Origin of the sequence: Saccharopolyspora dendranthemae (assembly GCF_007829955.1) — a bacterium.
GTDB classification, from domain to species: Bacteria; Actinomycetota; Actinomycetes; order Mycobacteriales; family Pseudonocardiaceae; genus Saccharopolyspora; species Saccharopolyspora dendranthemae.
In genome coordinates, this window is sequence record NZ_VIWX01000001.1 from 1 (window position 1) to 14,269 (window position 14,269).

The following is a 14,269-nucleotide window of genomic DNA, read 5'->3' on the forward strand; positions in this document are numbered from 1 at the left end:
TGGTCAACGACCGGCTCATCCCGACGGGAACGGAGGCGGTCGAGGGAACCGACTACGACTTCCGCACCGCGCGGCCGATCGGCGGCACCGAGATGGACACCGCCTTCACCGGGCTGCACCACGCGAACGGCGAAGCGGTGGTGCGCTTCCGGCGGCGGGACGTCGACGTCGAGCTCCAGGTCGACGAAACGCACAAGTACTTGCAGGTCTACACCGACGACGATCCCAGCACCGACCGGCCGAGCCGGGCGGGGCTGACCGTCGAGCCGATGACGTTGGCCCCCAACGCATTCGTCACCGGTGACGGATTGATCATCTTGCAGCCGGGTCAGACCCACACCGGGAGCTGGGGCTACCGGATCGCGGAGTGATCGACCAACATCGGGGGTGGGAGGTTCCGGCCGGGACCTCCCACCCCCGATGACCGATAGGCTGGTCCCGTGGCCGAATACATCCAGATCCCCACGCCGGCAGGAAAGTTCGACGCGTTGACCGCGGGCTCCGAGGAGGGGCGCCCGGTGCTGCTGCTGCACGGATTCCCCGAAGCGGCGGTCGAGTGGAGCGAGCAGCTGGGCGTCCTCGGCGGCGCCGAGTGCTTCGCGGTCGCGCCGGACCAACGCGGCTACTCCCCCGGCGTGCGCCCGGAACAGGTCTCCGACTACCGGATGCGGGAGCTCGTCGCAGACGTTCTGGCCATCGCCGACCACTTCGGCTGGGACCGCTTCGACCTGGTCGGCCACGACTGGGGCGCCGCCGTCGCGTGGTCGGTGGCGGCCGAGCACCCCGAGCGGCTCCGCACGCTCACCGCGGTGTCGATCCCGCACCTGGACGCGTTCACCCAGGCCGTCCGCGAGGACGAGGACCAGCAGCAGCGCTCGGCCTACATGCAGGCGCTCCGCTCCTCCACGGCCGAGAAGACGCTGCTGGCCGACAACGCCGCGAAGCTGCGCCGGATCTACTACCCCGGCGTTCCCGAGCACCACGTGGACGACTACGTGCAGCGGCTCACCGAGCCAGGCGCGCTCACCGGCGCCCTCAACTGGTACCGGGCGTCGAAGTTCAACGACGAGATCGGGCCGATCACCGTGCCCACCCTGTTCGTGTGGAGCACCGAGGACGTCGCGGTCGGCTCCACGGCCGCGCTTGCCACCGAGCAGCACGTCACCGGTCCCTACCGGTTCGAGATGCTGCAAGAGGTTTCGCACTGGATCCCCGAGGAAGCGCCCGACTCGCTGACCCGCCTGCTGCTGGAGCACCTGCTCGCGCACCCCGAGTGAACTCTTGCCGGTGGCGGTCCGGGCGGTGAGCATGAGATCCGTCCGGTTTCCGACGCGCCGTAGGAGTGCTCGTGAAGGGTTCCGAAGGTCTGCTGGCCACCGCCGCTGCCGCCGGTGTCGACATCTGCTTCGCCAATCCCGGCACCACCGAGATCCCGCTGGTCGAGGCCTTCGACCAGGTCGACGGGGTGCGGGCGGTGCTGGGGCTCTCCGAGGGCGTGGTGACCGGTGCGGCTGACGGCTACGGCCGGATGACGGGAGCGCCCGCGCTGACGCTGCTGCACCTGGGGCCGGGCTTCGCCAACGGCATCGCGAACCTGCACAACGCCCGCAGGGCCCGCACCCCGATCATCAACCTGGTCGGCGAGCACGCGTCCTGGCACCAGGCCGCCGACGCGCCGCTGAGCAGCGACATCGAATCGCTGGCACGTCCGGTGTCGGGCTGGTTGGGCCGCACGACGTCGACGTCGTCCGCCCCGGAGGAGTTCGCCGAGGCCTACGTCGCAGCGCTGCGCGACCGGCTGCCCGCGACCCTGATCGCCGCGGCCGACCACATGTGGGGCCAGGGCGCCATGCCCGCGTCCGCACCCGCCCGGCCCGAACGACCCCAGGTCGACGAGCTGCGGATCGCCGAGGTCGCCAAGGTGCTCTCGGCCGGCCGCCGACCCGTGCTGCTGCTGGGCGGGCACGCGCTGGAGAACGCCGAGAGCATCCGCACCGCCGTCCGGATCGCGGCCGCTGCGGGAGGCGACGTCCTCGCCGAGCGCGGGAGCGCGCGGGTGGAACGCGGCCCGGACATCCCGCCGCTGCAGACGCTCCCCTACTTCCCGGAAGCCGTGACCTCGGCGCTCGACGGCTATACGGACCTGATCCTGATCGGTGCCCGCACGCCCGTGTCGTTCTTCGGCTACAAGGGACAGCTGAGCCACCCGCTCCCGGACGGCCTGAACGTGCACGAGCTGGCGGACGCCGACGCCGACTCGCTCACCTGCCTGACCGCGCTCGCCGAGGCGACCGGCAGCGCCGCGGACAAGCTCCCGCGGGCTGAGCGTCCGAAGGTCACCGCGCCCACGGGCGCGCTGGACGCCAATGCCATCGCCGCGGCGATCGTGCTCACCCAGCCCGAGCACGCCATCATCGTCAACGAGGGCGTCTCGTCCTCGGCCGCCTACCCCGCGATCGCCGACGCCGCACCCGCGCACTGCGAGCTCGCGCTGACCGGCGGTGCCATCGGGATGGGCATGCCCGTCTCCACCGGTGCCGCGATCGCCTGCCCGGATCGTGCGGTGATCAACCTCCAGGCCGACGGCAGCGCCGCCTACACCGTGCAGGCGCTGTGGACCCAAGCACGCGAATCCCTCAACGTCACCACGGTGATCTGCTCCAACTCCCGCTACCGCATCCTCGACGAGGAGCTGCGACGCGCGGGCATCGACGATCCCGGGGCCGCCGCGGCGTCGATGACCAGTCTCGGCGAACCCGCCCTGGACTGGCAGGCCGTCGCACGCGGTTTCGGCGTGCAGTCCACCCGTGCCACGACGGGCGAGGAGCTCCTCAACGCCCTCCGCGCTGCCCAAGCACAACCGGGCCCGCACCTCGTCGAAGCGGTCCTCTAGATCGGCTCAGCAGAAGAGCCCCACCCCGCTCACGTGCGGGGTGGGGCTCTTCTGCGGTGCGCGGACCCGGTCAGATGGTCCAGGTGTCGTTGCCGGTGAGCAGCTTCTGCAGTCCGGCGGGCTTGGCCTGCTCGGCCTGGGCGACCTGCTCGCGGGCGAGGTCGTCGTAGGTCGGGCGGACGGTGTTGCGGAAGACGCCGGTGATCGCCGGGCTGAGGTCCTGCCCGCCCAGCCGCGACAGCGCGAAGGCCAGCGACGGGTCCTCCCGCTCGGCGTCGTGCACCACGACGTCCGAAGCGTCCACTTCGGACAGCTTGGCCACGCGCAGGCCCTCGGGACCCTGCACCACGCCGTACCGCTCGTCCTCCGGCCCGAACACGATCGGTTCGCCGTGCTGGAGCGACACGATCCGGCGTTCCTTCTCCTCGTTGTCCTTGAGGACGTCGAAGGCGCCGTCGTTGAAGATCGGGCAGTTCTGGTAGATCTCGACGAGCGCGCTGCCCCGGTGCTCGGCCGCGGCCTTGAGCGTCTCGGTGACGCCCGCGCGGTCGGAGTCGATCACGCGGGCCACGAACGACGCTTCCGCGCCCAGCGCCAGCGACACCGGGTTGAACGGGTAGTCCAGCGAACCGGCCGGTGTGGACTTCGTGACCTTGCCGACCTCGCTGGTCGGCGAGTACTGGCCCTTGGTGAGCCCGTAGATCCGGTTGTTGAACAGCAGGATCTTCAGGTTCACGTTGCGGCGCAGCGCGTGGATGAGGTGGTTGCCGCCGATCGACAGCGCGTCGCCGTCACCGGTGACCACCCACACCGACAGGTCCGGCCGCGAGGTCGCCAGACCGGTCGCGATCGCCGGGGCACGCCCGTGGATGGAGTGCATCCCGTAGGTGTTCATGTAGTACGGGAACCGCGACGAGCACCCGATGCCCGAGACGAACACGATGTTCTCGCGCTTGAGCCCGAGCGATGGCAGGAAGCTCTGCACCGCGTTGAGCACGACGTAGTCGCCGCACCCGGGGCACCAGCGGACCTCCTGATCGGACTTGAAGTCCTTGGCCTTCTGCGGCGCATCGGCGGCCGGCACCCCGGCCAGCCCTCCGAGCGACGGCATTCCCAGCTCGGTGGCAGTCACACGGACACCCCCTGCACGACATCGATGAGCACGTTCTGGAGTTCTTCGGCCTGGAAGGGCAGGCCGGCGACCTTGGTGTAGGACTGCACGTCGACCAGGTAGCGGGCGCGCAGCAGCATCGCCAGCTGGCCGAGGTTCATCTCCGGCACGATCACCTTGTCGTAGCCGCGCAGCACCTCACCGAGGTTGGCAGGCATCGGGTTGAGGTAACGCAGGTGCGCGCTCGCGATGTTCAGGCCCTGCGCCCGCACCCGGCGGCACGCCGCACCGATCGGACCGAACGACGAACCCCACCCCAGCACCAGCACCCGAGCCTCACCGGACGGGTCGTCCGCGGTGAGGTCCGGAACGGTCACACCGTCGATCTTGCGCTGCCGCAACCGCGTCATGTGATCGTGGTTGTCCGGGTCGTAGGAGATGTTGCCCTTGCCGTCGGCCTTCTCCAGACCGCCGACCCGGTGCTCCAGCCCCGGAGTGCCCGGCACCGCCCAATCGCGCGCCAAGGTCTCCTCATCGCGCACGTACGGCCAGAACTCGCCCGAACCGTCGGTGGCGTTGGGCTCGGTCGCGAACTCCACCCGCAGATCCGGCAACGACTCCACGTCCGGGATCAACCACGGCTCGGACCCGTTGGCGATCGCTCCGTCCGACAGCAGCAGCACCGGAGTCCGGTAGGCCAGCGCGATCCGCACCGCCTCCAGGGCGATCTCGAAGCAGTCCGCGGGCGAGCACGGAGCCAGCACCGGCACCGGCGACTCACCGTTGCGGCCGTAGAGGGCCTGCAGCAGATCCGCCTGCTCGGTCTTGGTCGGCAACCCCGTCGACGGACCGCCGCGCTGGATGTCGCACACCAGCAGCGGCAGCTCCAACGCCACCGCCAGACCGATCGTCTCGGACTTCAACGCCAGACCCGGGCCCGACGTCGTGGTCACACCGAGCGAACCGCCGAACGACGCGCCCAGAGCCGCACCCACACCGGCGATCTCGTCCTCCGCCTGGAAGGTCGTCACGCCGAAGTTCTTGTGCTTGGCCAACTCGTGCAGCACGTCCGAAGCCGGCGTGATCGGGTACGTGCCCAGGAACACCGGCAGCTCGCTGCGCTGCCCCGCCGCCACGATCCCGTACGCCAGGGCCGCGTTGCCCGTGATCTGCCGGTAGGTGCCCTCCGGCAGCTTCGCCGGGGCGACCTCGTAGGTCACCGCGAACGACTCCGTCGTCTCGCCGTAGTTCCAGCCCGCCCGGAAGGCCAGCACGTTCGCCTCGGCGATGTCCGGCTTCTTCGCGAACTTCTCCCGCAGGAACCGCTCGGTGCCCTCGGTCGGCCGGTGGTACATCCACGACAGCAGACCCAGCGCGAACATGTTCTTGCACCGCTCGGCGTCCTTCTTGCCCAGCCCGGTCTCCTCCAGCGCACCCTGCGTCAGGGTGCCCATCGCGACCTCGTGCACGGCGAAGCGCTCGAGCAGCTCCTCGGCGTCCAGCGGATTGCCCTCGTACCCGACCTTCGTCAGGTTCCGCTTCGTGAACTCATCGGTGTTCACGATCAGGATCCCACCATGCGGGAGATCACCGAGGTTCGACTTCAACGCCGCCGGGTTCATCGCCACCAGCACGTCCGGCCGGTCGCCCGGCGTCAGGATGTCGTAGTCGGCGAAGTGGAGCTGGAAGCTCGACACACCCGGAAGCGTCCCCGCAGGGGCCCGGATCTCGGCCGGGAAGTTCGGCAGCGTCGCCAGATCGTTCCCGAAGGCCGCGGCCTCCGACGTGAACCGATCACCCGTCAGCTGCATACCGTCACCGGAGTCACCGGCGAAGCGAATCACGACCCGATTCAGCTTTCGAGTCCCGTTCGTCCGGTGTCCGTTCGTCGCGCCCAATTGATCCGTTCCCCTTCAATTGCAGGCAACGTTCGTCCTGTGGCGAACGATACAGGTAGTGGCGTGTTCGCGATCACGCAGTCGATCTTGGCGATCACCGTGTGCGAACCTCTGCGCGGAACGATCCAGTTCTGGATTCCCGCCCAGGCAGGAGGACCTGTATCGATGGTGCAACCGGGAGGTGAACGGACGCTACGGGCCGCTCACCGGCAAATTTGTGATCTGCCACACCATCGGTCTCTCACCATGCGGGAACACGATCGCTCAACTGGCCGATGCCCGCCCGGGGACAGGTCGGATTACATCTCAGGCCGGACCACAAGTCCGGTCGAGCCCGACCGTGGAGGACACCATGCCGCTGCATCCGGAAGCCGAACCCTTCGTCGCGCAGACCAGGGAGACCTTCCCCGACCTCGGCGGTGAGATCACCGATGCCGCGACAGCCCGGCGGATCTCCTCGGCGCGGAGCGACGGCAGACCGCGGGGAGAAGTCGAACGCGTCGAGGACCGGCACATCCCGGGCTCCTACGGCGTGCAGGTCCCGGTCCGCCTCTACTGGCCGAGCGACCGCACCGGGTTGCCCGTGCTGGTGTACTTCCACGGCGGCGGCTGGGTCCTCGGTGACCTCGAGTCCCACGACGGCTTGGCGCGGACGCTGGCCAACGCGGTCGGGGCGATCGTGATCTCGGTGGACTACCGGCTCGCCCCGGAGCACCGCTACCCCGCCGCCGTCGAGGACGCCTACTCGGCGACCGTCTGGGCCGCCGCGCACGCCGAGGAGATCGGCGGGGACGCCTCCCGACTGGCGGTGGTAGGCGACAGCGCGGGTGGCAACCTCGCCGCGGTGACCTGCTTGCAGGCGCAGGAGCGCGGCACGCCCGACATCGCCTTCCAACTGCTGCTCTACCCGGTCACCGATCACGACTTCACCACGCGGTCGTACCTCGACAGCGGACCGGACTGCCTGCTGACCAAGCAGCACATGATGTGGTTCTGGGACGAGTACGCGCCCGATCTGGAGGTGCGCGACCACCCGCACGCCTCCCCGCTGCGCGCCGACGACCTCACCGGGCTGCCTCCCGCCCACGTGCTCACCGCCGGAATGGACCCGTTGTGCAGCGAGGGGCGGGACTACGCCGCGCGGCTCAAGCAGGCAGGGGTGCCGACCTCCACCCAGCACCTCCCGGGCCTGTTCCACGGGTTCGCACCCGAGGCCGAGCGGATCCCGGTCGCCGCCGAGGCGATGCGCGAGGCGTTCGCGGTGCTGCGCACGGCGCTCGGCTAGCGTTCCCCCGCAACAGGTGGTGCGCTGAGGACCGGCTAGGAGAACGGAGGTGGGCCGAGTGGCCGACGAGGTCGATGTCGTGGTGATCGGCATGGGGCCGGGTGGCGAGGACGTGGCCGCGCGGCTGGCGAACGCCGGGCTGTCCGTGGTCGGCGTCGAGTCGCGCCTGGTAGGCGGCGAATGCCCCTACTACGCCTGCATCCCGACGAAGATCATGCTGCGCGCGGCCGAGGCGTTGGCCGAAGCGCGCAGGGTTCCCGAGCTCGCCGGGTCGGCGACCGTCCGGGCGGACTGGTCCCCGGTGGCCACCCGCATCCGCGACGAAGCCACGACCGGCTGGAACGACGAGGCCGCGGTCCGGCGCTTCGAGAGCACCGGCGGCCGGCTGGTGCGCGGTGTCGGTCGCATCACCGCGCCCGGTGAGGTGACCGTGGGAGAGCAAGTGCTGCGCGCCAAGCGCGCCATCGTGCTCAACCCGGGAACCGAACCGGCCATCCCGCCGATCGAGGGCCTGGCCCACGCACCGTTCTGGACCAACCGCGATGCCGTGGCGGTCGAGCAGGTCCCGGAATCCCTCGTCGTGCTGGGTGGCGGCCCGGTCGGACTGGAGTTCGCGCAGGTCTTCGCCCGGTTCGGCAGCGAGGTCACCGTGGTGGAGGCGCAGTCGCAGCTGCTACCGATGAGCGAGCCCGAGGCCTCGGAGGTCATCACCGAACGACTGCGCGCCGAAGGCGTGCGGGTCCTGGTCGGCAGCGCCGTCCGGCAGGTGTCCCACAGCGGTCGCTTCCAGGTCTCCACCGACGACGAGCAGCTCGAGGCCGAGAGCCTGCTGGTCGCCACCGGCAGGCGCACGGACCTGCGCGCGCTGGGCGTGGCCGCGGTCGGCCTCGACGACGAGGCCCGCACGATCGCCGTCGACGAGCGGATGCGCGCGACCGACGGCGTCTGGGCGATCGGCGACGTGACCGGCCGCGGCGCGTTCACGCACACCTCCGTGTACCAGTCGCGGATCGCCGCGGCCGACATCCTGGGCGAGGCAGGGGCGCCGGCCGATTACCGGGCGATGCCCTCGGTGACGTTCACCGATCCGGAGGTGGCCACGGTCGGGCTGACCGAGGCGCAGGCCGTCTCCGAGCACGAGCGGATCCGCACCGCGATCGCCAAGCTGCCCGAGACACCCCGGGGCTTCATCCACAAGGTCGGCAACGAGGGCCTCGTGAAGCTGGTCGCCGACACCGAGCGAGGCGTGCTGGTAGGCGCCACGGCCGTCGGGCCCTCCGGCGGCGAGATGATCGGCGCACTCGCCGTGGCGGTCCACGCGGAGGTCCCGATCGCGCGGCTCAGCGAGATGATCTTCGCTTACCCGACGTTCCACCGCGCGATCCAACCGGCGCTCGACGAGCTCAGCACGCCCTAGCTGCGAGCGGAGCCCCGGCGGCGCTTGCGCTCGTACATGTCCTGGTCGGCGGCGTGCAACAACTCGTCCCGACCGGCTTCGGGGTCGGTGGTGATGATCAACCCGACGCTGGTGCGCAGCCGCAACGCGGTGTCGCCGACGGTCACGTCGGCGTTGAGGCGCTGCTCGATGCGGTCTCTCAGCTCGGCGCCTTCGGCCGCGTTCTCGACGAGGCTCACCACCACGAACTCGTCCCCGCCGAGCCTGGCCACCGCGTCACCGCCGCGCACCGCCGCTTCCAGCTCACCGGCCGCGGCGATGATCATCTTGTCCCCGAACACGTGCCCGTGCTCGTCGTTGAGGGGCTTGAGCTCGTCGAGATCGGCCACCACCACGGCGAGCAACCCGTCGCCGCGCGCGATCCGCTTGAGCGCGAGGTCCATCAGGTCGGCCAGCAAGGTGCGGTTGGCCAGCCCGGTCAGCGGGTCGTGCAGCGCCAGCTGCGCCAGACGCGCGTCCGCCGACCTGCGCTCCCCGATGTCCTCGTACTGGCTCACCACGAACGCGGGGAGCCCGTTGGCTCCCGGGACGGCGGTCGCGCGGATCAGCATCCAGATGGCCTGGCCGTCCTTGCGCCGGTAGCGCTTCTCGATGTTGACGCTCTCCACGACTCCGTGCACGAGTTCGTCCAGCGCCGCTCGGCCCCTGTCGTCATCGTCCTCGTAGGTGACCTCGGTGAACGACATGCCGATCATCTCCTCGCTGGAGTAGCCGAGCATGTCGCAGAGCGTGTCGTTGACCTGGGTCCAGCTCCCCTTGAGGTCCAGCAGCGCCATGCCGATAGGCGCGTTGGCGAAGCTGCGCTGCCACAGCAGCTCCGCTTCGCGGCGACGGGTGATGTCCTGGCACTGCGACAGGTAGTGCACGGGCGCACCGTCGGCGTCCCGGATGAGCGAACGCGACACCAGTACCCAGATCACGGTCCCGTCGGAGCGGATGTAGCGCTTCTCCAGCGGCTCGTCGGACTCGGCCGGGCCCTGCTCGTCGACGTCATCGCGGTGCGTGACACTGCGGTAGTCATGGCCCACGAGGTCGTCCGGCCCGTACCCCAGCATGCGGCAGAACGCCTCGTTGACGTGCAGGTATCTACCTTGCACATCGATGATCGCCATGGCCGCCGCACCCTGTTCGAAGAGCGGCCGCCATAGGATCGACTCGGCGTCGCCGCCCGGCTGCGAAGAGGTGGCCATACGAAACGCACGATAACCGCACCGCACGGGGCACGCATAGACGACGCATCTCCGCGTAAGGCCGCGAACACGGTGCGTTACTATCCCGTGACCGACCCAGTCGAGCGCGGAGCGTGTGCAATGGCGGGAACTTCGGTGGGACGCGCAGTCGATCAGATCCGGCGGATGTTGCGCAGCCAGGAACTGCTCCCTGGCCAACCGCTGCGGCAGGAAGCACTGGCCGAACGGCTCGGAGTAAGCCGTGTCCCGGTCCGGGAGGCCCTGAAGTCGCTGGAGGCCGAGGGCGTCGTGCGCCACCGGCCGAACGTGGGCTACGCGGTGACCCGGCTCTCCGCTGACGAGCTGCAGCAGTCGCACCTGATGCGCGCCGCACTCGAATCGACGGTGCTGCGCCGGGTTCCGCAGCTCGGCGACTCCCAGCTGGTCGCCCTCACGGAGCTCAACCGCAGCATCGAGACCGCCGCCGAAGCCGCCGACGTGCTCCGCATGACCGAGCTCGACCACGACTTCCACTTCGTGATCTTCCGAACCTCCCGGCTCGACCTGATCGTCGACGAGATCGAGCGGATATGGACGATGACCGAGCCCTACCGCTCGGCTCACCTCTACGACCAGGAAACGAGGCGAAGACTCGTCCGCGAACAACGGATGCTGATCGACGCCTTGCGCAAGGGCGAGACCGCCACCGCGATCTCGATCATGGACTCGCACCGGAGCCGACCGGCTTCTCCGATTCCCGTCACGTTCGGCCCCGCACTCCCCTCGCCCCGCTGATCCCGCCGCCCGCGCGTCCACCACAAGCGCCGGAGCGGCCTTCCCGGATGATCACCGAAGGGCGCTGGTGACACCTCACCACCGAGGCATCACCAGCGTTCCCGCTCAGTGCGCGCGAGCCATGAGTCCCGCCGGGTCAGTAAGTGGCCAGGTCGACGAGATCCGCCTTGTGCAGGTTGCGGATCGGGTTCTTGGCTCCGTCCACGTATTTGCGCGCCCCGGATTCGAACAGCAGGTAGGCATTCCCGTTGAAAGCCGCGATGCCCTGAGACATGCTCGGCGCGCGGAAACACCGTGCGGACGAGTCGATATCGGTGGCACCCCCGTCGACGACGTAGACGTTGCTGAAATTGCCCCTGCCGTGGGACGTGCTGTAGATGAAGTGCCCCTTGGACACGAGCAGGCCTTGCGTCTTCTTCGGCACCTCGTATTTCTGGCCGGTCTTCAAGTTACCGTTGGCCGCCACGGAGTACTCGTACATGGAGTCGCGGCCACCCGTGTTGAAACGTCCCGCGTACAAGGTGTCGCCCGAGCTCGCCAGGAACGACGATCCGTACACCTTGCGCGGCTCCCCGACGGGGTTGAGTGTGGCGTGTCCCGGCAGCGAAAGAGCCAGCAGCAGGCTGTCCAGCCGGTACTTGTCGATGGTGTAATCCCGCTCGGTCCCCTCGTCCTCACCGTCATCGACTTGTTTGCCCTCGACGAACACCCAATCCTTGACCACCGCGATGCCTCCTGCGTGCGAGTCGGCGATCTCCACGAAATCGCGCGCTCCGGTGGTGAGGTTGATGACGTAGATCCGTGCACTCGTGCCCGAACCGCGATCCCCTTCCGAATCGCCACGGTCTTCCGAATCGTCGTCATTCTCGTAGGCGGTGATCAGCATGAGGTCTTTCCACACGGCGAGCCCCTGCGGGACGTAATCGTCGTCGAGGCCCGGTATCGCGCGGGACTTGCTGAACATGTCGTCGTAGACCTTCGAAGCCGAAGGCTTTTTGTAGAACGGATCAGCGCCTGGCGATTGCTCGCACGTGATCTTCTCGTCGGCGATGTCGTCGTCAGGTACTGCGCCGCCCGCGGTGGACGAGCAGAGCAGACACGCACCGCTGGTCAAGGCGATCACGGCACTACGGAATGCCTTTTTCATCTGTACCCCAGTTCTGCGCCATTTCGAACTCGCGGCGCGATCGAATTCCGTTCAACGATGATCCACGCCGCACAGATTAGAAGTGCCCGAGTTCTCGGCCAATGTGCACGGAGCGCAATTTCGGATGCGGATTGTGCACGGTGCTCAAGAGGTTCGCGCCGTGATGATGTCGAGGGCGTGAACGACGTCGTGGACACCGGCGCCGGTGGTCAGCAGGTCGAGTCCCAGCAGCGCCTCGGCCGTGCGCAGGTGCGCTCGGACCGTGTTGCGGCTGAGACCGAGGCGCTGGGCCGCCTGCTGGGCGTCGGTGTTGGTGTCGATCCAGGTGCGAAGGGTGCTGCGGTGCTGGGAGTCCAAGGGCCGCAGGACAGTGCGGGCCCACGCGGCTGCGGGTTCGATGCTCAGCAACTCGGCGAGCGTAGGTGGGTGCTGGCCGGTCGCCGTCGAATCCTGCGAACTGCTCAGCGCCAGGGCGAGGTGGATCGCGGCCCGAAAGCGCGCGTCGGCGAGGCTGTGCCCGAGGGCCTGTTCCGCGCGTTTGAGATGGGCGGTGATGGTGTTGCGGCTGAGCCCGAGCAGTCGGGCCACGCCGGACCGGGGCATGAGCATGACCAGGCGGATGATGTCGGCACTGGTCTTGGGCACCGAGTCCAGCGGCCGCAGAAGCGCTCGGGCCCAGGCGGCCGCGTGCGGCTGGACGAGGACGTCCTGCAGTGGGGTCTGGCCGTGGTAGAACGCCACGCGGTGGGCCACGGTGCGGGCGGCCGCCAAAGCGTGGGCCGACTGGGCATAGGCTGCGGCGGTGGCGCTGAGCGGGTGCGCATCGCTGATGCCGAGCGCGTAGCGGGGGTTGTCCCGGACCAGCAGGCGCAAGATCTCGGCGTGCCGCTCTTCACCGTCAGCGATGAGGCAGATCAAGTGATCGGTGAAGACCGGGCATTGCACCAGGAGATCTGAACCGTGGTAGCCCAAGTGATCCTGGTACGTCCGGGTGATCCGCGCGCGGTCGGCGGGCGGGCAGCGCAGCAGGTGGACGCGCAACCGCTCGGTGTCCAACAGCGGTGGAACGGCCCCGGTCGTCATCCGGCGGGCCAGCATCGGTTCTCCCGCCAGCAGCGCGTGCAGCACGGCGAACCGCACCTGGTGCGCCTTGTGCTGGTAGCCGCGCCAGGCCCGATCACCGTTCTCCACGCGCCGCAACATCGCTAGGGCGGTGCAGGCGTGCGAGGTCAGCGAGACTGCTCGCCGGGTCGGCTCGGAGCAGCCGGCCGCCACGAGCACCTGGCGGGGATCGTGCGTTCCCAAGGCTTCGCAGTGCACGTGCCACCCTTCGACCTGGGTCGCGGCGGCGGCCAGCTGCCCAGCCGACATTCGCGCGAGCAGCGGCGCGAGCGAGTGCACCGCCTCCTGCGGGAAACCCGCGGTGCGCGCGGCTACGGTGGCCGCGTCGTTGCCGACCAGCGCGACCTCAACTCCGGTCTGGCGGTGCAACCAGTCGAGAACTTTGCGCGCATCGGGCTCGGCCCCCTGCGCTGTCTGCCGCCGCATCTCGGACAGCAACCAGTTGAGCTCCTCGCCCTGCCCCCGAGCAGTCGCGTCCGCCACGATGCCCTCCCCCGCGCCAGCACGGCCCCCAGCCACTTCCCGGATACCGATCACCCTTGCGCCCGGCCAGAACACGGTAAATAGCCTGTTCGTGCGAAAAGCACACCCAGTGCGGGACAGGACCTAGACGGGCTCGATGCGGGCCTCGATGCCGTCGAGCACCCGGCGCAGGCCGTACTCGAACGGGATGTCGGCCTCGGCGCCCCCGTCGGCGACCGCAGCCATGACCTCGACGATGTTCGGGAACCTCTCCTCCTGCCCGAGGTCGGCGAGCAGCTGCCAGCTGACCATCTGGGGCTCCTCGGGCTCCCGCTCCGGCAGGAACGGTGCGCTGCCGCGCACGTAGCCGTTGATCAGCAGCACGGCGTTGAGCTTCTCGGCCGGCTCGAGGCCGGTGCCGTGCAACGCGGCCAGGGCGACTTCGAGGTACCCGACCTCGTTCGGTCCCATCACGCGCGGCCGAGTGACCAGCGCCAGCGTCCACGGATGTCGTTCGAAAACGCGGAGGTTGGCGCGAGCCCACATCTCCATCGCGGCGCGCCATCCGGTCCGCTCGCCGATCACCGGCGGGGTGCCGATGGCGGCGTCGACCATCAAGCTGGTCAGATCTTCCTTGCTCGGCACGTAGCGATAGAGCGACATGGTGCCCACCCCGAGCTCGGAGGCGAGCCGCTGCATCGACAGCGCTTCCATGCCTTCGGAGTCCGCGAGCCGAACCGCCTCATCGACGATCTGCTCCAGGCTCAGCGTCGGTTTCGGGCCGCGGGGTGGACGCTGGCGCTGCCCCCAGAGCAGGTGAACACCACTGGGCTGGACGTTCCGACCGGCCATCGCTGTCCGTCCTCGAGCTCGACGTCGGCACCTTCGTCGCGCGTAGAGGTTACGCCGAACGGTCTAGTGATCCCACGTT

At 69.2% G+C, this 14,269-nt stretch carries 12 protein-coding genes; 6 read left to right on the forward strand and 6 right to left on the reverse strand.

Going from position 1 to position 14,269, the window contains the following annotated elements:
• From FHU35_RS00005 to FHU35_RS00015, 3 genes are all read left to right on the forward strand, one after another.
• Positions 1 to 371: aldose epimerase family protein (locus FHU35_RS00005; RefSeq protein ID WP_484336719.1), on the forward strand; the 371-nt coding region annotated here is incomplete at its 5' end.
• Positions 372 to 440: 69 nt separating this feature from the next.
• Entirely contained in the window at positions 441 to 1,277 is an 837-nt protein-coding gene (locus FHU35_RS00010) for an alpha/beta fold hydrolase (protein WP_145735451.1), read from the forward strand.
• A 71-nt stretch (positions 1,278 to 1,348) separates the two neighbouring features.
• Positions 1,349 to 2,893 (forward strand): acetolactate synthase large subunit, encoded by a 1,545-nt coding sequence (locus FHU35_RS00015; RefSeq protein WP_145735454.1) that lies wholly within the window; start codon positions 1,349 to 1,351, stop codon positions 2,891 to 2,893.
• A 70-nt stretch (positions 2,894 to 2,963) separates the two neighbouring features.
• Here FHU35_RS00015 and FHU35_RS00020 read toward each other — a convergent pair whose 3' ends face one another.
• Positions 2,964 to 4,025, reverse strand: coding sequence for a 2-oxoacid:ferredoxin oxidoreductase subunit beta (locus tag FHU35_RS00020; protein ID WP_145735456.1), 1,062 nt, complete (start codon positions 4,023 to 4,025; stop codon positions 2,964 to 2,966).
• Positions 4,022 to 5,902 (reverse strand): 2-oxoacid:acceptor oxidoreductase subunit alpha, encoded by a 1,881-nt coding sequence (locus FHU35_RS00025; RefSeq protein WP_145735458.1) that lies wholly within the window; start codon positions 5,900 to 5,902, stop codon positions 4,022 to 4,024. Before FHU35_RS00025 ends, FHU35_RS00020 begins: the two co-directional genes overlap by 4 nt.
• A gap of 352 nt (positions 5,903 to 6,254) precedes the next feature.
• On the opposite strand from FHU35_RS00025, the gene FHU35_RS00030 reads away from it, so the two are divergent.
• Positions 6,255 to 7,187 (forward strand): alpha/beta hydrolase, encoded by a 933-nt coding sequence (locus FHU35_RS00030; protein WP_145735460.1) that lies wholly within the window; start codon positions 6,255 to 6,257, stop codon positions 7,185 to 7,187.
• A 58-nt stretch (positions 7,188 to 7,245) separates the two neighbouring features.
• Positions 7,246 to 8,604: a dihydrolipoyl dehydrogenase family protein gene (locus FHU35_RS00035; protein ID WP_186459191.1), complete on the forward strand. Its 1,359-nt coding sequence runs from the start codon at positions 7,246 to 7,248 to the stop codon at positions 8,602 to 8,604.
• Here the strand turns inward: FHU35_RS00035 and FHU35_RS00040 are convergent.
• Positions 8,601 to 9,833, reverse strand: coding sequence for a sensor domain-containing diguanylate cyclase (locus tag FHU35_RS00040; RefSeq protein ID WP_145735464.1), 1,233 nt, complete (start codon positions 9,831 to 9,833; stop codon positions 8,601 to 8,603). The two genes, FHU35_RS00035 and FHU35_RS00040, sit on opposite strands and share 4 nt — an antisense overlap.
• Positions 9,834 to 9,968: 135 nt before the next feature.
• Between FHU35_RS00040 and FHU35_RS00045 the strand changes: the two genes are divergently transcribed.
• Positions 9,969 to 10,607 carry a GntR family transcriptional regulator gene (locus FHU35_RS00045; RefSeq protein ID WP_186459192.1) on the forward strand — a complete coding sequence of 213 codons (639 nt, stop codon included), beginning with the start codon at positions 9,969 to 9,971 and terminating at the stop codon, positions 10,605 to 10,607.
• A 136-nt stretch (positions 10,608 to 10,743) separates the two neighbouring features.
• On the opposite strand, the gene FHU35_RS00050 is transcribed toward FHU35_RS00045, so the two are convergent.
• The 3 genes from FHU35_RS00050 to FHU35_RS00060 all read right to left on the reverse strand — a co-directional run bounded on the left by FHU35_RS00050 (position 10,744) and on the right by FHU35_RS00060 (position 14,190).
• Positions 10,744 to 11,730 (reverse strand): hypothetical protein, encoded by a 987-nt coding sequence (locus FHU35_RS00050; RefSeq protein ID WP_246109971.1) that lies wholly within the window; start codon positions 11,728 to 11,730, stop codon positions 10,744 to 10,746.
• A 168-nt stretch (positions 11,731 to 11,898) separates the two neighbouring features.
• On the reverse strand, positions 11,899 to 13,359 hold the full coding sequence (locus FHU35_RS00055; RefSeq protein ID WP_222429245.1) for a helix-turn-helix domain-containing protein: 1,461 nt from the start codon (positions 13,357 to 13,359) through the stop codon (positions 11,899 to 11,901).
• Positions 13,360 to 13,482: 123 nt separating this feature from the next.
• Positions 13,483 to 14,190: a TetR/AcrR family transcriptional regulator gene (locus FHU35_RS00060; protein WP_145735470.1), complete on the reverse strand. Its 708-nt coding sequence runs from the start codon at positions 14,188 to 14,190 to the stop codon at positions 13,483 to 13,485.
• Between the last annotated feature and the right edge of the window lie 79 nt (positions 14,191 to 14,269).